This window comes from Acidovorax sp. 22279 (genome assembly GCF_052045435.1).
Taxonomy (GTDB): Bacteria; Pseudomonadota; Gammaproteobacteria; order Burkholderiales; family Burkholderiaceae_C; genus Acidovorax; species Acidovorax delafieldii.
Map to the genome: position 1 here is coordinate 43397 of NZ_JBQEOV010000003.1, position 17785 is coordinate 61181.

Sequence of the window (17785 nt, forward strand, 5' to 3'; positions counted from 1 at the left end):
GTCTCCAAAAAGAAAAAATGCCCGTGGACTGGGTAATCCACGAGCATCGTTTGCGGGTGTTACGCGCCTGCGTCAGTTCACATCAGGCAAACACGCCCGCCGTGTCTTGCATGCGGGCGGACACTTCGCCCAGATGGTGCAGCGTGTCGCCAAAAGTCACTTCCAGCTGCGTGAGCTTCTTGAAGTAGTGGCTCACGATGTATTCGTCCGTCACGCCAATGCCACCATGCAGTTGCACCGCTTGCTGGCCGACAAAGCGCATCGACTGGCCCAGCTGCACCTTGGCGCGGGCCATGGCGGCACGGCGTTCGGCGGCGGGGGCGCCCAGCTTCAGGCTGGCGTAGTAGCTCATCGAGCGGGCCAGCTCCAGCTGCATCTTCATGTCGGCCACGCGGTGGCGCAGCGCCTGGAAGCTGGCAATGAACACGCCAAACTGCTTGCGCTGGTTCATGTATTCGACCGTGATGGCCACGGTCTTGTCCATCACGCCCACGGCTTCGGCGCAGGCGGCGGCAATGCCGGTGTCCACGGCCAGTTCCAGCGCGGCCAGGCCGTCGGTGGTGATGAGCGTGGCGGGCGCGTTGGCCAGCTGCACTTCGGCGGCGCGGCTGCCGTCTTGCGTGACGTAGCCCTGCGTGGTCACGCCGCTGGCCGTGCGCTCGACCAGGAAGAGGGCGATCTTGCCGTCCAGCTGTGCGGGCACGATGAAGGCGTCGGCCTTGTCGCCAGCGGGCACTACGCTTTTGATAGCTGTTACCGCATATCCTGATTGCGCTTTGGCCGCTTTTGCATCGCAAACGTCCAGGCGGTAGCGCGCCTTGCGCTCCTGCTGGGCCAGCACCACCAGGGCTTCGCCGCTGGCCACGCGGGGCAGCCAGGCGCCTTGTACGTCGGCCGGTGCGTAGTGCGACAGCACGCTGCTGGCAATGAAGGCTTGGGCAATCGGCTCCAGCACAATGCCGCGGCCCAGTTCTTCGGCCACGACCATCGCATCAATGGCGCCCTGGCCCATGCCGTCATGCGCTTCGGGCACGGTGAGGGCGGTCAGGCCCAGCTCGGCCAGTTCGCCCCAGGCGGCGCGGTCAAAACCGCCTGCGGCCACGGCAGCGCGGCGGCGCTCGAACGTGTAGCCCTTGTCCACCCACTTGCGCACGGCGTCGCGCAGTTGCTCCTGGTCGTCAGAAAAATCGAAATCCATGTTCTTGTCTCCTTAGCCCAGAACCGTCTGCGCGACGATGTTGCGTTGAACTTCATTGCTGCCACCGTAGATGGTGGTTTTGCGCAGGTTGAAGTAGGTGGACGCCAGCGGCGCGTTGGCGGTGACGCCGCCGGGGAAGTTGCCCTGCCAGCCCGCCTCCATGGCCTCTTCGATGAAGGGCATGGCAAAGGGGCCGGCGGCCAGCATCATCAGCTCGGCGTAGCGTTGCTGGATCTCGCTGCCCTTGATCTTGAGCAGGCCCGCGATGTCGAGCGAGTTCTTGCCCGACTTCTCGGCGGACAGCACGCGCAGCACCAGCATTTCCAGGGCGACGATGTCCACTTCGAGCAGGGCGATCTGGTCCCGGAAGCGCAGGTCGTCCCACACGCCTTCGGTCTTGGCGATGCGCTTCAGGCGTTCCAGTTCGCGCTTGCTGCGGTTCACGTCGGCGATGTTGGTGCGCTCGTGGCTCAGCAGGTGCTTGGCGTAGGTCCAGCCCTTGTTCTCTTCGCCGATCAGGTTCTCGGCAGGCACTTCGACGTTGTCGAAGAACACCTCGTTCACCTCGCACTCGCCGTCCAGCAGCTTGATGGGGCGCACGGTGACGCCCTTGGACTTCATGTCCAGCAGCAGGAAGGAGATGCCGGTCTGGGGCTTGCCCTCGGTGCTGGTGCGCACCAGGTTGAACATCCAGTCGCCATGCTGGCCCAGGGTGGTCCAGGTCTTCTGGCCGTTGACGATGTATTTGTCGCCCACACGCTCGGCGCGGGTCTTGACGCTGGCCAGGTCCGAGCCCGAGCCCGGTTCGCTGTAGCCCTGGCTCCACCAGACTTCGCCGCTGGCGATGCCGGGCAAAAAGCGCTTTTGCTGCTCTGCGTTGCCAAACGCCATGATCACCGGGGCCACCATCACGGGGCCGAAGGGGATGATGCGGGGCGCGCCAGCCAGGGCGCATTCTTCTTCAAACAGGTGCTTTTGCACGGCCGTCCAGCCCGGGCCGCCAAACTCTTTGGGCCAGCCAAAGCCCAGCCAGCCTTTTTTTCCCAGAATCTTGGCCCAGCCCTGCATGTCCTCGCGGGTCAGGCGCAAGGCGTTGTGGACCTTGTGAGAGATTTCTTTGGGCAGATTGGCGTGAACCCAAGCGCGAATCTCTTCGCGAAAGGCCTGCTCTTCGGGGGTGAATGCGAGATCCATGCGGTGCGTCTCCTAGTGATACTGCATTTGTAGCACGGTCGTTCGTTTTATTCCTGTCCGGGTGGCGACATTGGACTGAACTCAGGGGAAATGCCCAGCTCGGCGCACAGGCGCTGCACGGTGTTGCGCAGGCTTGCCACTTCGGCCTCCAGGGCGTCCACACGGGCCTGCAGCGCAGGCGATGGGTTGGCGCCAGCACTGCCTGCGGGCGCATGGCTCGCGGTGGTGTCCACCGGCCCGCACATCAAATGCGCCCAGCGTTGCTCGCGCGCGCCAGGAGCGCGGGGCAGCTGCACGACCAGCGGGCCACCCTTTTCGGCACTGCGCTCCTGCAGCTCGTCCAGAAAGGCTTCGACCGACGAAATGTCCGCAAACCGGTACCAGCGCTCAGCGTTGATGCGCAGCTCACCCGCCGTCTGCGGGCCGCGCAACATCAGCAAGCCCAGCAGCACGGCCGACTGCTCGGGCACGCCCACGCCACGTTGAAAGTTGTGCTCCCAGCGTGTGGTGCGGTTGCCGCTGCTCTCAAACGCCAGCGTCAGCAGTTTGAGTGAATCCAGTGCCTCCTGCGCCTCGGCGTCGCTGAGGTTCATCACCGGGTCGCGGCTGGTTTTCTGGTTGCAGCCGGTGACCAGGCCGTTGAGCGACATGGGGTAGCTGTCGGGCACGGTGCGCGCCTTTTCCATCAGGGTGGCGAGCACGCGGGCTTCGTTGGGGGTAAGGGGGCGGGTCGCAGGATCAAAAGGCATGGCTGGGATAATCCGGGGCAATTTATGAAGAACATCGTCATTCTGATCTCTGGCGGCGGCTCCAACATGGCCACCATCGTCCGCACGGCGCAGCAGGAGCGCTGGGAGCAGCGCTACGGCGCCCGCGTGGCGGCCGTCATCAGCAACAAGCCGGACGCCGCCGGGCTGGTGTTTGCGCGCGAGCAGGGCATCGCTGCCGAGGCGCTGGACCACAAGGCCTTTGCCAGCCGCGAGGCTTTTGATGCCGAGCTGGCTGCCACCATCGACCGCCACCAGCCTGCCCTGGTGGTGCTGGCGGGGTTCATGCGCATCCTGACGCCAGGGTTTGTGGCGCACTACGCCGGGCGGCTCATCAATATCCACCCTTCGCTGTTGCCGGCCTTTACCGGGCTGCACACGCACCAGCGCGCCATCGACGCGGGCTGCAAGTTTGCGGGCGTGACGGTGCACCAGGTGACGGCCGAGCTGGATGTGGGCCCCATCCTGGACCAGGCCGTGGTGCCGGTGCTGCCGGGCGACACCGCCGAGACGCTGGCCGCCCGGGTGCTGACCCAGGAGCATGTGATCTACCCCCGCGCCGTGCGGGCGCTGGTGCGCTCCCTGTAGGGGGGTGAGGTCGGGGCGAGGCAGGCCGGGCGCGTGGGGTGCCCACCGCTCCCACCTTGACAGGGTTGGTGCTACTAAATTTATAGCTATCAAGGCATGATGCACTAGCGCATCTGGCCGATTTGGATCAGATTTCGTGTCCCAGGGCCCATCCACCAGCCCCGGGGCCGGTTTCTGGCTCGCACAGCTCGTCAACTGACGGGCGAATCGCACTGTGCGGCCAGAAATCAGGGGTGCCGGGAGGGCGCCGCCGGGTCGTTCACACCTTGTCAGGCCACCGCGCTCAGACTGCTGGTGTTCGACGCCGTGCCCCAGTCGCTGGCGGCGCGTTCGTACTGCTGCCGCGCAAAGTCGGCCAGCCGCGCCAGGTCGTTGCGGCCGGTGGACTCGGTGCTGGTGGTGGACTGCACCTGGCTGGTCAGCTGGTCGATGAACGCCTTCGACTCGCTGGCGCTGATGCTGGCATCGCCGTCGGTGTCGATGGCGTTGAACAGCGCGGTGATGGCGTCCTGCTCGGCTGTGCTGGTTCCGCCCGCCAGGCGCTCGGCGGCGGAGACCTTGCCATCCTCGTTGGTGTCCAGGGGGTCGTAGCAGGTTGCCGAGCTGCTGTCGGATGCGGCGCCAGCGCCACCTGCACCCCTCGGACCACCCGGAGGTGCTGGCATGCCGCCCATGGCCTGCATGCCATCGGCACCCGCGCCGGGGCCTGAGGGGCGGCCAGCATCGAACTCGGCCTGCGTCAGGCTGCCATCACCATCGGTATCCAGCTGGCTGAACACGTCGTCGCTGCTCACGCCGGTCTGGCTGGCGGTGCCGCCGGACATTGCCTCCAGCAGGGCCTGCAGCTCGGTCTTGCTCACGGCGCCATCGCCATCGCTGTCCACTTTGCCAAACAGGTCGTCGCCCGCCTGGCCGGTGGCGCTGGTGGCAGAACTGCTGCCTTCGCCACCGCGCGACTGGGCAAATGCCATGGTGGAGGGGGGCGGTGGCAGCACGCTTTGCAGAGTCTTGCCCAGCTCGTCGGCGTTCAGGCTGCCGTCGCCGTTGGCGTCGTATTGCTTCACCAGGTCGGCCGCGCTGGTCTGGCTGCTGACGCCGGTTTTCTTCGCCACGTTGTCCAGCAGGCCCTGCAATTCGGTGTCGCTCACGCCGCCGCTACCGTCGGTATCGATCTTGGACAGCAGCCGCTCCGGCGAAGGCCCCGGGCGCGATGCCCGCTGCACGCTCGCACTGGACCAGGCACTGCTGACGCTACTGATGGTCGTCATCGTTGTTCCTTTCGTTCCAAAGGTGGACCGGTGCCGGGCCCTCCACTGCGGAAGCCCTCAGCCATGGCCCGATCCCATTCTTGGGTGCGCGTGTCTCCAGGGTTTGTCCGCTTTGTACCAAGGCCGATACAAAGGGCAGATGCAAGGCATGAACAGGGGGGCAAAGGCCCGCCAGATTGCCCCGAGCAGGGTGCGCAGCCTCCCTAAACTTGGTGCGTTCTTTTGTGCCTGTGCCTGCCCATGCAACACATCCTGGTGGTGGACGACGATGTCGAGATCACCACACTCCTCACCGACTACCTGACCCGCTTTGGCTATGCCGCCCACGCGGCCTGTGACGCGCAGACGATGCGCGCCCAGATGGCCGCCCAGCCCATCGGCCTGGTGGTGCTGGATGTGATGCTGCCCGGCACCGACGGGATCACGCTGGCAAGGGAGCTGCGTGAGCGCTCGCGGGTGCCCATCATCATGCTCACTGCGCGCGCCAACCCGTATGACTGCGTGCTGGGGCTGGAGATGGGCGCCGACGATTACATGGGCAAACCCTTCGAGCCGCGTGAGCTGGTAGCCCGCATCCAGACCGTGCTGCGCCGCACGCGCGGCGCCGAGGCACCTGTGCGGCAAGGGCCTGATGAAGTGGTGCGGTTTGATGGCTGGACGCTGCACAGCCTGGAGCGGCATCTGGTATCGCCCGGGGGCATGGTAGTGCCCTTGTCGAATGCCGAGTTCCGTTTGCTGTGCACCTTTTTGCGCATGCCGCGCCGCGTTTTCAGCCGCGACCAGCTCATGGAGCAGGCCCGCGGCCGGGCCATGGATGCGTTCGAGCGCAGCATCGACCTGCTGGTGTCACGCCTGCGCAGCAAGCTTGCGGACGATCCGCGGTCGCCTTCCATGATCCGCACCGTGCGCGGTGCCGGGTATCTGTTCAACGTGCAGTCGCTGCAAGGGCAGGTAGGGTGGCCCCACTGACGCCCACGCAATCGCAGCTGCGCGCTGCAGTCCAGCGCTGCATGCCTGACACCCTGTTTGGCCGGCTCGCTCTGCTGCTCATCGCCGCCGTCATCGTGAGCCATGTGCTGGCGCTGACGCTGATGTTCGAGCTGCGCCCTGCCCATCCAGGCCACCCGCCCGGCCCGCCGCCGCACGCATTGGCGGCCGATGGGCGCCCATTGCCGCCGCCGGGGCCCGCACCGGGCTTGTGGAACGCACCACCGTCGCTGCAGCTGGGCCTGCTGCTGGACATCAGTGTGCGCCTGGCCGCATTGGTGGCTGCAGCTTGGTGGGCTGCGCGCTGGCTGTCGCGCCCCATGCGCCGGCTGGCCACGGCCGCACAGGAGCTGGGGCGTGACATCCACCGCCCCCCGTTGCCCGAGGACGGCACGCTGGAATGCCGCGACGCCAGCCGTGTGTTCAACCAGATGCAGGCGCGCATCCGCCAGCAACTGGCCGAGCGCGACCGCTTTGTGGCGGCCGTGTCGCACGATTTACGCACGCCCCTGACGCGGCTGCGGCTGCGCACCGAAAGCCTGGGCGACGCCCAGGCGCAGCAGCTGTTTCGGCGCGACATTGCCGAAATGGACGCCATGATTGCCTCCACGCTGGATTACCTGCGCGGCGTGGCGGGTGCGGAGGCTTGGGTGCATCTGGATGTGCAGGCCCTGGTGGACAGCATGGCGGACGACCAGGTGGCGATGGGCCACTCCGTCACCGTGGCGGGACAGGCTGCCCCCTTGCGCGTGCAGGCCGTGGCACTGCGGCGTTGCCTGGACAACCTGGTGGGCAATGCCGTGCGCTACGGCGGCAGCGCCGAGGTCACGCTGCGCGATGCGGCAGACGCCCTGACCATCGAGGTGCGTGACCACGGCCCGGGCCTGTCGCCTGAGGAGCTGGACCGGGTCTTGGAGCCTTTCTACCGTGTGGAGGCCTCGCGCAATCGCCAGAGCGGCGGGGTGGGGCTGGGGCTCACCATCGCCAGCGACATCGTGCGGCGCCACGGTGGCCAACTGGCCCTTCGCAATGCACCGGGCGGTGGGCTGGTGGTGGCCGCGGTGTTTCCGCGCGCTGTCGCCGGATATCAGTAGGGCTCAGGCGGCGGGAGCTTCTCCCTCCCATTTTTCAAACCGGGGGCGCAGCACGCCATCGATGAGCACTTGCTCCTCAAACATGGCGGCCGGCCGCACCCACAGGCCGCGCTGGCCATACAGCGCGCGGTACAGCGTCATGGGCTCCAGCGTCTCGCTGTGGCGCACGGTGTCGATCACTTCATAGAGCATGCCCTTGTAGTGGCGGTACAGGCCGGGTGGCGTGCGGATGAGCTCGGGCAGGTCGTCGTCGGTCATGGTGTTGCGGTGGCGTGAATGGTTAGGATGGCGGCTGAAAAAAATCAACCAGAGTGAGGGACGCCCGTGGATCAGGCAGATTTTGTGCACATGGTGCGCATGAGCGAGCATGCCAGCGCCGAGAACAGTCGCGCCTACCGCCGCAGTGTGGCTGCGTTTGCCGCCCTGGGTTATGCATGGGTGCTGGGGTGTATGGCACTGGCCGTGGGTATTTTGCTGTGGGTGGTGCCCCAGTTGCTGCAGGGGCGCTTTCGTTTCGCGATGCTGTGGGCCCTGCTGGGTGCCGGAGGTCTGCTGTGGGTGAGCCTGCGTGCGCTGTGGGTGCGGTTTGATGAGCCCCAGGGCGTGGAGATCACAGCACTGGATGCCCCCGACCTGTTTGAAGCGCTGGCGCGCATCCGCCGCAAGATCAAGGGCCCCCCCATCCACAAGGTCACGCTGACCGACGATTTCAATGCCAGCATCCAGCAACTGCCGCGTTTTGGGCTGCTGGGCGGCGCCGTCAATCACCTGAGCATTGGCCTGCCCCTGTTGATGGCACTTGACCGGCCGCGGTTCCTGGCGGTGCTGGCGCACGAGTATGGCCACCTGCGGGGCGACCATGGCCGCTTTGCGGCCTGGATCTACCGCACGCGCCTGTCGTGGATGCGCCTGAACCACAGCCTGGCCGACGATGAAGGCCCGGTCGCTGCCGCCACCCAGCTGTTCATGCGCTGGTACTTTCCGCGCTTCTCTGCCAAGACCTTTGCGCTGGCCCGCCAGGATGAATACGAAGCCGACCGGATCGCTGGCAAGCTGCTGGGTCGCGACGTGACCGCTGCGGCCCTCGCCGAGATCGAGATCCGGGGCGCATGGCTGCAGGCAGAGTTCTGGGGCAGCCACTGGTGTGCAGCGGCGGGCAATCCGTTGCCGGTGGGCCCCTATCGCAGCATGCGCCGTGCCCTGGCCAAAGCCCCCGATGCAGCCTTTGCCAACGACGCCTTGCGCCAGGCGCTCAAGCGCCTGAGCAATCTGGACGACACCCACCCCGGCCTGCGCGACCGCATCGAGGCACTGGATGCCACGCCCACGCTGCCCGACTGGTCGCGCGGCAACGCTTTGGCCCTGTTGGGGCCGGATACCAAGCGCTGGGTGGCGCATTTCGACAAGCAATGGTGCCGCGACAATGCCAGCGAATGGAAGCAGCACCACGCCTGGCTGGGGCGCGTGCGCGCACGTGCCGAGGCCCTGGGTGCATCGACGGCACAGAGCAGTGCGGCCGACCTGGTGGAACTGGCCCGCCTCAAGCGCCACCTGGACCCGCATGCCGATGTGCGCGCCTTGTACGAGCTGGCCCTGCAGCGCAGCCCCGAATACCCCGCTGCGCTGCGTGGACTGGTGCCTTGCCTGGCGGACGATGATCGGGAGGGCAAGCTCCAGCTGCTGCACCGGTTGTGGGAAACAGGCAGCAGCGACCGCTACTGGGCCGCGCGCACGGCATTGGCCGAGCTGGAGACCCCACGCCTGGGGCTGGACCACGATGCAGCCGCCTTCAAGCAGTGGCGCAAGCGGCTGGAACGCGCGCAAGAATCCGAAGAGCGGGCCTGGGAAGAGCTGTCGGGCACCTCGTTCTTCAGCCAGATCGTGAGGCACGACCTCAGTTCCTTCGAGCTGGCCGAACTGCAAGCCGAACTGGCCCGCTGCGCTCCTCTGGCCCGCTGCTGGCTGGTGCGCAAGAACCTGCGCGAGTACCCCCAGCGCAGGGCCTACCTGGTGTTTGTCGAGCTGCCGGGCATGGACGATGAAAGCCGCTATCACCTGTGCCGCGCGCTGGAGCGCAACCTGAGCCTGCCCGGCCCCGCACTGGTGCTGTGGGCGGGCGAGTCACCAACGCTGCAGCAGATCGAGCGCTCGGCGTTCGAGCCGATCTATACCCGCTGACGGCCAGACCGTGCATGGAGCGACTTGGCCGTTGAGGTTTGGCTCCCGCATTGGGCGGGTGGGGGCGAGGTCGCCAGGTTGGCCGGGAATGGGACAATCGCAGGATGCATCCCAAAGTTCTTCTCGACGCCTGCACCGAACTGGTCAGGCTCACCCTCACGTTTGAACACCCCGCCGACGCGGTGGTGTCGCGTTTCTTCCGCGACAACCGGGGCCTGGGGCCGCGCGAGCGCGCCACGCTGGCTGAAACGGTTTACACCGTTCTGCGCAAGAAGCTCCTGTTTGACCACATGGCCCCGTCAGGCTCGGGTCCCAAGGAGCGCCGCCTGGCCATCCTGGGTTTCTATGGCCCGCGCGATTTCCTCAAGAGTGCGTTGACCGACCAGGAGAAAAACTGGCTGGACCAGTGCGATGCGGTCACGGTCGATGACCTGATGGAGCGCCATCGCCACAACCTGCCCGAATGGATGGTCAAGCCCCTGAAGGACCAGCTGGGCGATGGCTTCTGGCCGCTGGTGGAAAGTCTGGCCCAGAGCGCCCCCCTGGATTTGCGCGTCAATGCCCTCAAGGACAAGCGCGCCGATGTGCAAAAGGAGCTGGCCAAAGCTGGCATCAAGGCGCATCCCACACCGTATTCACCCTGGGGCCTGCGCATTGACGACAAGCCCGCGCTGACCAAGCTCGATGCCTTTACGCGGGGCGCCATCGAGGTACAGGACGAGGGCTCACAGCTGCTGGCCCTGCTGCTCGACGCCAAGCGTGGCGAGATGGTGGTGGACTTCTGCGCTGGCGCTGGGGGCAAGACGCTGGCCATTGGCGCGAGCATGCGCAGCACTGGGCGGCTGTACGCCTTTGACGTGTCAGCTCACCGCCTGGATGCGCTCAAACCGCGCCTGGCCCGCAGCGGCCTGTCGAACGTGCACCCCGCCGCCATCGCCCACGAGCGCGACGACCGCGTCAAGCGCCTGGCGGGCAAGATCGACCGCGTCCTCGTGGACGCGCCTTGCTCGGGCCTGGGCACCCTGCGGCGCAACCCCGACCTCAAATGGCGCCAGTCGCCCAAGGCCATCGAGGAGCTGGTGACCAAGCAGACGGCCATCCTGGACAGCGCAGCCCGCCTGCTCAAGCCGGGCGGCCGTCTGGTGTATGCCACCTGCAGCATCCTGCCGCAAGAAAACGAGGCCATTGCCGAGGCCTTCAGCGCAACACACCCCGACTTCCAGCTGCTGGATGCTGGTGAACTGCTGGAGCAGCTTAAGGTCGAGGGGGCCAAGGGTTTGTGCAGCGGGGGGGCATCGGGCAGTGGTTATTTGCGCTTATGGCCCCATCTGCATCAGACCGACGGGTTTTTTGCCGCCATCTGGGCTAAAAAGGACTGAAACGCTGGAGGCAGGGCTCTAAACACCCTAAACCAGCGTAAATACTGTGGATTCCCCTGATCCGTTCAGAAACGGGCCCTCTAAAATTAATGACCTGTTTCGTTGGTGAGCGGGTTCTCTGTAGTAAGGTTTTTGTGAATATGCTGTTACCCGACTGGGCTGTACTGAACGCCGCCATTGACTGGCTGGGAAATGGGTTGTGGAACCTGTCCTGGTGGCAGATCGTGTTGTACACCCTTGCCACGACCCACATCACAATTGCGGCGGTCACGATCTTCCTGCACCGCGCGCAGGCACACCGCGCGCTGGATCTGCATGCCATCCCCTCGCATTTCTTCCGCTTCTGGCTGTGGATTGGTACCGGCATGGTGACCAAGGAATGGGTGGCCATCCACCGCAAGCACCACGCCAAGTGTGAAACTGTGGATGATCCCCACAGCCCGCAGACCCGCGGGCTGGACACGGTGATGTGGCGCGGCGCCGAGCTGTATCGCGCCGAGTCCAAGAACATGGAAACGATCAAGAAGTTCGGCCACGGCACGCCCGATGACTGGATGGAGCGCAATGTGTACACCCGCTACGGCTGGCAAGGCGTGGGCCTCATGCTCATCCTGAATCTGGCCCTGTTCGGCGCCCTGGGAGCCGCGGTGTGGGCGGTGCAGATGCTCTGGATTCCGTTCTGGGCAGCAGGGGTGGTCAATGGTGTGGGCCACTACTGGGGCTACCGCAACTTTGAGGCGCAGGACGCCAGCACCAACCTGTCGCCCTGGGGCATCATCATTGGCGGCGAAGAGCTGCACAACAACCACCACACCTACCCCACGTCGGCCAAGTTCTCGGTCAAGCCGTATGAATTTGACATTGGCTGGGTGTACATCAGCCTCATGAAGAAAATCGGCTGGGCCACTGTGAAGAAGGTGCCACCCAAGTTGCAACTGGGCGATGTCAAGCCGGTGGCTGATGAAAAGACGCTGGAGGCCTTGATCGCCAACCGCTATGAAGTGATGGCGGGCTATGCGCGCGGTGTGCGCAAGGCGTGCAAGGATGAGATTGCCGCGCTGCAGGCCCGTCAGGCCGATGTATCGGTGCTTAAGGCCGCCAAGCGCTGGCTGCATCGCGATGCCGAGAAGGTGCCGGCGGGGGCCTTGCCCCAGCTGGCTCAGGCCCGCGCTGCGCATCCGGCCCTGGACAAGATGGTGACCATGCGCGAAGAACTGCGTCAGCTGTGGCTCAATACATCGCAATCCCGTGAGCAACTCACTGCCGACTTGCAGGCCTGGTGCCGTCGTGCCGAGGAGAGCGGTATTGCCACTCTGCGCGAGTTCTCCATCAGTCTGCGCGCTGCACGGGCCTGATGTAATGCCTTGGTGGGGCTGTCGGTCGGACCACTGACCCCGGCGCACCTCCCCATAAACCGCTGCAGGGCTTTGTGCCTTCAGCGGTTTTTTTGTTGGCTGTGGAGCTGCTGGCGCTCGCAGTTGGTGGGGAACAAGTCTTCGATGGCGGGAGGCGGTGCTGTAGTCATCGGGCTGCGTGGATTGCAGCCATGAAAAAAGCCGCCGGGCTGAATGCCGGGCGGCCTTTGGGATGACAAGAAAGAGACTGAATTACTTCAGCTTCATTTCCTTGTATTCCACATGCTTGCGAGCCTTGGGATCAAATTTCATGATCAGCATCTTCTCGGGCATGGTCTTCTTGTTCTTGGTCGTGGTGTAGAAGTGACCGGTACCCGCAGTGGATTCCAGTTTGATCTTGTCGCGTCCGCCTTTGCTTGCCATGGTGCTACTCCTTAAGCCTGGCCACGGGCACGCAGGTCTGCGAGCACCGAGTCGATACCGTTCTTGTCGATCAAACGCAGGGCAGCGCTCGAAACACGCAGGCGCACCCAACGGTTTTCGGTCTCGACCCAGAAACGGCGGTATTGCAGGTTCGGCAGGAACCGGCGCTTGGTTTTGTTGTTGGCGTGGGAAACATTGTTCCCCGTCATGGGCTTCTTGCCCGTTACGTCGCAGACGCGTGCCATGAGGACACTCCGATACTGATTAACGGCCGTTCGCTGAGCCCTGGGCTGTGTGCCCAGGTTGGCTTGCGGCCTCACCTCGCCAGAATGGGTGGCGGTAACCCGATTTGCCTGTTTCGGAGGACCGCAAAAACGGGCCGAATTCAGCAAAGCCGCAGATTATAACCTGCGGCTCATTTTTTCATCAAGACTCTTGTTCGAGGAAGCGCTGGGCATCCAGCGCGGCCATGCAGCCGGTGCCCGCGCTGGTGATGGCCTGACGGTACACATGGTCCTGCACATCGCCTGCGGCAAACACGCCGGGCACGCTGGTCTGTGTGGCAAAACCCTTGAGCCCACCCTGGGTGATGATGTAGCCGTTTTCCATCTCCAGCTGGCCCTGGAAGATCTCGGTGTTGGGCGCGTGGCCTATGGCGATGAAGCAACCTTGCAGCTTGATGTCTTCCGTGCTGCCGTCCTTCGTGCTCTTGATGCGGATACCGGTCACGCCCGTGTTGTCGCCCAGCACCTCGTCCAGAGTGTGGAACAGCTTGAGCTCGATCTTGCCCGCTGCCACTTTCTCGTTGAGCTTGTCCACCAGAATGGGTTCGGCCTTGAACTTGTCGCGGCGGTGCACCAGGGTGACCTTGCGGGCGATGTTCGACAGGTACAGCGCTTCCTCCACCGCCGTATTGCCGCCACCGACCACGCAGACATCCTGCTCGCGGTAGAAGAAGCCGTCACAGGTCGCGCAGCCGGACACGCCCTTGCCCATGAAGGCTTCTTCCGAAGGCAGGCCCAGGTATTTGGCCGATGCGCCAGTGGCCAGAATCAATGCGTCGCAGGTGTAGGTACCGCTGTCGCCGGTGAGTGTGAAGGGCCGCTTGCTGAAATCGACCTTGTTGATGTGGTCGAAGATGATCTGGGTCTTGAAGCGCTCTGCGTGCTCCAGAAAACGCTGCATCAGCTCCGGTCCCTGCACGCCGTGCACGTCGGCAGGCCAGTTGTCCACCTCGGTGGTGGTCATCAGCTGGCCACCCTGGGCCATGCCGGTGATCAGCACCGGGTTCAGGTTGGCACGGGCGGCATAAACCGCTGCCGTGTAGCCCGCAGGGCCCGAGCCGAGGATCAGAACTTTCGCGTGTTGGGTGGTGGACATGGTAAAAGCCTGTGTTTTGCGCCCGCTACATGGGGCGCTGTTGGGAAAGCTGGGGGTTGAAGCGCCGAGTATCAACCGGCGTCCGCTCGCGAGAGTGGCCCCGTTTTCAATCACGGTGATTGTAAGAACCCATTGATAACCCGTTGCGGCTCCGGTTGGGTCGCACCCCTGAAAGGAGATGTTTGCATGTCCACGATGTTGTCCAACCTCGACCTGCTGCGCCGGGTACCTTTGTTTTCGCTGCTGACGGTGGCGCAGGCCGAGGTGATCAGCGGCGCAGTGATTAAACGCCGCTTCAAGCGGGGCGAGGCGCTGGTGGAGCAGGGGCAAAAGTCCAATGCCCTGTACATCCTGCTCACAGGGCGCGCCCGGGTCATGACCTCGGACAGCCGGGGGCGTGAGGTGATTCTGGCCACCCTCGCCCAGGGCGACTACCTGGGCGAGATGAGCATCATCGACAACGAACCCCACTCGGCCACGGTGCGTGCCGAGGTGCAGACCGACGTGCTGATGCTGGGGCGTGCGGAGTTTGCACGTTGCCTCACCGAGAACGCGTCCATGTCGCTGGTGGTGATGCGCGGGCTGGTCAAGCGCCTGCGCCATGCTGATCGCAAGATTGAGTCACTCGCGTTACTGGATGTGTACGGCCGTGTTGCCCATGCCTTGCTGGACTTTGCGGTGCCCGATGCGCAGGGGCAGCTGCTGATCAAGGACAAAATCTCCCGCCAGGACCTGGCCAAGATGGTGGGAGCTTCCCGCGAAATGGTCAGCCGCGTGATGAAAGACCTGGAGGAGCGCGGCTTCATCGAGGCGCTGCCCAGCGGGGCTACCCTGCTCAAGGACCGGCTGAACGCGCTGGGCTGAAATCCGGGGGGCAGACCCTGCGCCGGGTGGTGCGCCCAGCGCAACGCATGGGGTAAGCTCACCCCGCACGTTTATGACCTATTCCCTCAATACCCTGAATGCATCGGCGGCGGCCAAGTCGCCGCCCCGCACGGGCGCCGCCCGTTTTGGCCACGAAATTGCCCTGGTGGTGGGCTTGCTGGCCCTGGTTTTCTGGCTGCTGGCGCTGGTCAGCTATTCGGCCCAGGATGCGGCCTGGTCCACCTCGGGTGCCCGCGACGCGCGCTCCGTTGCCAACTGGGCGGGGCGCTTTGGCGCCTGGCTGGCCGATGGCAGCTACTTTGCGCTGGGGTTTTCAGTGTGGTGGTGCGTGGCGGCTGGCGTGCGGGCCTGGCTGTCGTCGCTGGCGCGCTGGATGCGCGGAGGCGAAGTGGTGGCAGGCGCCGCCAGCCCTCTGGTGCGCCGGGCCACGTTCTGGGGTGGACTGGTGGTGCTGATGTGTTCCAGCACGGCGCTGGAATGGTCGCGTTTGTACCGGTTTGAATCGTTCCTGCCTGGGCATGCGGGTGGCGTGCTGGGGTACCTGGTGGGGCCAGCTGGCGTGAAGTGGCTGGGATTTACGGGCTCCGGCTTGTTGGCGATCGTGCTGGCGGTGGCGGGGGCGGCGCTGGTGTTCCGCTTCTCGTGGGGCCATGTGGCGGAGTTTCTCGGAGGGCGCCTTGATGCGCTGGTACAGGCGCGCCTGGCAAAACGCGAGGTGGCCAAGGACGTCGCCGTGGGCCGCAAGGCGGCTCGCGAGCGCGAAGTGGTGGTGTTGGAGGAGCGCACCGAAAGCGAGGTGCAACACCCCGAGCCCGTGCAAATCATCGAGCCGATTCTGGTGGATGTGCCACAGAGCACCCGTGTGGTGAAAGAGCGGCAGAAACCCCTGTTCACCGAGATGCCGGACAGCAAGCTGCCGCTGGTGGACCTGCTGGACGGCCCTCTGCAGCGCCAGGAAACCGTGGCCCCCGAGACGCTGGAGATGACCAGCCGGCTCATCGAGAAAAAGCTGAAGGACTTTGGCGTGGAAGTGCGCGTGGTCGCGGCCATGCCCGGCCCGGTGATCACGCGCTACGAAATCGAGCCCGCCACGGGCGTGAAGGGTTCGCAGATCGTGGGACTGGCCAAGGACTTGGCGCGCTCGCTCAGCCTCGTGTCGATCCGCGTGGTGGAGACCATTCCCGGCAAGAACTACATGGCGCTGGAACTGCCCAACGCCAAGCGGCAGTCCATCCGCCTGTCCGAAATCCTGGGATCGCAGGTCTATCACGAGGCAAAGAGCATGCTCACCATGGGCCTAGGCAAGGACATCGTGGGCAACCCGGTGGTGGCCGACCTGGCCAAGATGCCGCACGTGCTGGTGGCGGGTACCACGGGCTCGGGCAAGTCGGTGGGGATCAACGCGATGATCCTCTCGCTGCTGTACAAGGCCGAGGCGCGCGACGTGCGTCTGTTGATGATCGACCCCAAGATGCTGGAAATGTCGGTCTACGAAGGCATTCCGCACCTGCTGGCGCCCGTGGTCACCGACATGAAGCAGGCGGCCCATGGCCTGAACTGGTGCGTGGCCGAGATGGAGCGGCGCTACAAGCTGATGTCCAAACTGGGCGTTCGCAACCTGGCGGGCTACAACACCAAGATCGACGAGGCCAAGGCCAAGGAAGAGTTCATCTACAACCCCTTCAGCCTCACGCCCGAAGAGCCCGAGCCGCTGCAGCGCCTGCCGCACATCGTGGTCATCATCGACGAGCTGGCCGACCTGATGATGGTCGTGGGCAAGAAGATCGAAGAACTGATCGCCCGCCTGGCGCAAAAGGCGCGCGCGGCTGGCATCCACCTGATCCTGGCCACCCAGCGCCCCAGCGTGGATGTGATCACCGGCCTGATCAAGGCCAACATCCCCACCCGCATCGCGTTCTCTGTGGGCTCCAAGATCGACAGCCGCACCATCCTCGACCAGATGGGTGCCGAGGCGTTGCTGGGCATGGGCGACATGCTCTACATGGCCAGCGGCACGGGCCTGCCGATCCGGGTGCATGGCGCCTTCGTGTCGGACGAAGAAGTACACCGTGTCGTCAGTTACCTCAAGGAACAAGGGGAGCCGGACTACATAGAAGGCGTGCTCGAAGGTGGAACTGTGGATGGCGAGGGTGATCTGTCAGGGGAGGGCGGTGGTGGCGAAGGGGGGGAGAAGGACCCCATGTACGACCAAGCCGTCGAAGTGGTGCTCAAAGACCGCAAGGCCAGCATCTCTTACGTGCAGCGCAAGCTGCGCATTGGCTACAACCGCTCGGCGCGGCTGCTGGAAGACATGGAAAAGGCCGGACTCGTCAGTGGCCTGACCACCAGCGGCCAGCGTGAAGTGCTGGTACCCAACCGCAGCGAATGATCGGCCGGACCGCAAGGCCGGACCCTACCCCACAGGAGTTTCTGTTGAAAAAGATCGCTACTGCAATTTTGATAGCTGCTGCGGCAAGCATGGCTAGCGCTGACGGGCTGAAAAGCCTGGAATCCTTCATGAAGGGCACGCAGACGGGCAAGGCCGACTTCACCCAGACTGTGACCTCGCCCCCCAAGGATGGCCAGACCGCGCGCACCAAGACATCGAGCGGCAGCTTTGAGTTCCAGCGCCCCGGGCGCTTCAAGTTCGTCTACAAAAAACCTTTTGAGCAGACCATCGTGGCCGACGGCCAGACTTTGTGGCTGTACGACGTGGACCTGAATCAGGTCACGCAGCGCTCGCAGTCCCAGGCGCTGGGCAGCACGCCCGCTGCGCTGCTGGCGTCCGCGCCGGACCTGTCGGCGCTGAAGGCCGAGTTCACGCTGGAGGCCTCGCCGGATGCGGATGGCCTGCAATGGGTGCTGGCCAGCCCCAGGACCAAGGACGGCCAGCTCAAGAGCGTGCGTGTGGGCTTTGCGGGCGAGCAGCTGGCGGCCCTGGACATTCTGGACAGCTTTGGCCAGCGCTCGTTGATTCGCTTTACCGGTATGCAGGCCAATGCGGCGCTGCCTGCCAGCACGTTCCAGTTCAAGCCTCCGGCAGGGGCTGATGTGGTGAAGCAGTAGTTTCTGCTCTTGAAACAATAGCT

17 protein-coding genes are annotated in these 17785 nt (G+C 64.7%); 9 read left to right on the forward strand and 8 right to left on the reverse strand.

Features of this window, described 5'->3' with window-relative positions; all coding sequences use genetic code 11:
- Positions 1 to 82: 82 nt before the first annotated feature.
- Genes ACTJKQ_RS04720 through ACTJKQ_RS04730 form a run of 3 tightly spaced genes read right to left on the reverse strand, consistent with a single transcriptional unit; the run spans position 83 to position 3141 of the window.
- Positions 83 to 1198 (reverse strand): acyl-CoA dehydrogenase family protein, encoded by a 1116-nt coding sequence (locus ACTJKQ_RS04720; protein WP_436078083.1) that lies wholly within the window; start codon positions 1196 to 1198, stop codon positions 83 to 85.
- A 12-nt stretch (positions 1199 to 1210) separates the two neighbouring features.
- Positions 1211 to 2392: an acyl-CoA dehydrogenase family protein gene (locus ACTJKQ_RS04725; RefSeq protein WP_056061013.1), complete on the reverse strand. Its 1182-nt coding sequence runs from the start codon at positions 2390 to 2392 to the stop codon at positions 1211 to 1213.
- A gap of 47 nt (positions 2393 to 2439) precedes the next feature.
- Positions 2440 to 3141 (reverse strand): YceH family protein, encoded by a 702-nt coding sequence (locus tag ACTJKQ_RS04730; protein WP_440596184.1) that lies wholly within the window; start codon positions 3139 to 3141, stop codon positions 2440 to 2442.
- Positions 3142 to 3165: 24 nt separating this feature from the next.
- Between ACTJKQ_RS04730 and purN the strand changes: the two genes are divergently transcribed.
- The gene (purN, locus tag ACTJKQ_RS04735; protein ID WP_192418498.1) at positions 3166 to 3747 is read left to right on the forward strand and encodes a phosphoribosylglycinamide formyltransferase; all 582 of its coding nucleotides are present in this window, start codon (positions 3166 to 3168) and stop codon (positions 3745 to 3747) included.
- A 269-nt stretch (positions 3748 to 4016) separates the two neighbouring features.
- Here purN and xopAW read toward each other — a convergent pair whose 3' ends face one another.
- A complete protein-coding gene (gene xopAW, locus ACTJKQ_RS04740; RefSeq protein ID WP_440596185.1) occupies positions 4017 to 5015 on the reverse strand; it encodes a XopAW family type III secretion system calcium-binding effector in 999 nt (332 codons plus the stop codon).
- Between the two features lie 240 nt (positions 5016 to 5255).
- Between xopAW and ACTJKQ_RS04745 the strand changes: the two genes are divergently transcribed.
- On the forward strand, positions 5256 to 5984 hold the full coding sequence (locus ACTJKQ_RS04745; protein WP_056061026.1) for a response regulator: 729 nt from the start codon (positions 5256 to 5258) through the stop codon (positions 5982 to 5984).
- A gap of 41 nt (positions 5985 to 6025) precedes the next feature.
- Positions 6026 to 7096 carry an ATP-binding protein gene (locus ACTJKQ_RS04750; protein WP_440596186.1) on the forward strand — a complete coding sequence of 357 codons (1071 nt, stop codon included), beginning with the start codon at positions 6026 to 6028 and terminating at the stop codon, positions 7094 to 7096.
- A 3-nt stretch (positions 7097 to 7099) separates the two neighbouring features.
- Here ACTJKQ_RS04750 and ACTJKQ_RS04755 read toward each other — a convergent pair whose 3' ends face one another.
- On the reverse strand, positions 7100 to 7354 hold the full coding sequence (locus ACTJKQ_RS04755) for a DUF1653 domain-containing protein (protein ID WP_056747477.1): 255 nt from the start codon (positions 7352 to 7354) through the stop codon (positions 7100 to 7102).
- A 66-nt stretch (positions 7355 to 7420) separates the two neighbouring features.
- Here ACTJKQ_RS04755 and ACTJKQ_RS04760 point away from each other — a divergent pair, with 66 nt between their 5' ends.
- From ACTJKQ_RS04760 to ACTJKQ_RS04770, 3 genes are all read left to right on the forward strand, one after another.
- Positions 7421 to 9274, forward strand: coding sequence for a M48 family metalloprotease (locus ACTJKQ_RS04760; RefSeq protein WP_440596187.1), 1854 nt, complete (start codon positions 7421 to 7423; stop codon positions 9272 to 9274).
- A 104-nt stretch (positions 9275 to 9378) separates the two neighbouring features.
- Entirely contained in the window at positions 9379 to 10653 is a 1275-nt protein-coding gene (locus tag ACTJKQ_RS04765) for an RsmB/NOP family class I SAM-dependent RNA methyltransferase (RefSeq protein ID WP_440596188.1), read from the forward strand.
- A gap of 140 nt (positions 10654 to 10793) precedes the next feature.
- A complete protein-coding gene (locus tag ACTJKQ_RS04770) occupies positions 10794 to 12008 on the forward strand; it encodes a DesA family fatty acid desaturase (protein ID WP_056061039.1) in 1215 nt (404 codons plus the stop codon).
- Between the two features lie 252 nt (positions 12009 to 12260).
- Here the strand turns inward: ACTJKQ_RS04770 and rpmG are convergent, their stop codons facing one another.
- The 3 genes from rpmG to trxB all read right to left on the reverse strand — a co-directional run bounded on the left by rpmG (position 12261) and on the right by trxB (position 13811).
- Positions 12261 to 12431 carry a 50S ribosomal protein L33 gene (gene rpmG / locus ACTJKQ_RS04775; protein ID WP_008904999.1) on the reverse strand — a complete coding sequence of 57 codons (171 nt, stop codon included), beginning with the start codon at positions 12429 to 12431 and terminating at the stop codon, positions 12261 to 12263.
- Between the two features lie 11 nt (positions 12432 to 12442).
- Positions 12443 to 12676, reverse strand: a complete 234-nt coding sequence (gene rpmB / locus ACTJKQ_RS04780; protein ID WP_010463481.1) for a 50S ribosomal protein L28 — start codon at positions 12674 to 12676, stop codon at positions 12443 to 12445.
- Between the two features lie 181 nt (positions 12677 to 12857).
- Positions 12858 to 13811 carry a thioredoxin-disulfide reductase gene (gene trxB, locus ACTJKQ_RS04785; RefSeq protein WP_056061042.1) on the reverse strand — a complete coding sequence of 318 codons (954 nt, stop codon included), beginning with the start codon at positions 13809 to 13811 and terminating at the stop codon, positions 12858 to 12860.
- Between the two features lie 186 nt (positions 13812 to 13997).
- Here trxB and ACTJKQ_RS04790 point away from each other — a divergent pair, with 186 nt between their 5' ends.
- From ACTJKQ_RS04790 to lolA, 3 genes are all read left to right on the forward strand, one after another.
- The gene (locus ACTJKQ_RS04790) at positions 13998 to 14675 is read left to right on the forward strand and encodes a Crp/Fnr family transcriptional regulator (protein WP_108498114.1); all 678 of its coding nucleotides are present in this window, start codon (positions 13998 to 14000) and stop codon (positions 14673 to 14675) included.
- 73 nt (positions 14676 to 14748) lie between these two features.
- Complete coding sequence (locus ACTJKQ_RS04795) at positions 14749 to 17085, forward strand: DNA translocase FtsK (RefSeq protein WP_121943512.1); 2337 nt, start codon at positions 14749 to 14751, stop codon at positions 17083 to 17085.
- Between the two features lie 44 nt (positions 17086 to 17129).
- Positions 17130 to 17762, forward strand: a complete 633-nt coding sequence (gene lolA, locus ACTJKQ_RS04800; protein WP_055403072.1) for an outer membrane lipoprotein chaperone LolA — start codon at positions 17130 to 17132, stop codon at positions 17760 to 17762.
- The last annotated feature ends 23 nt before the right edge of the window (positions 17763 to 17785 follow it).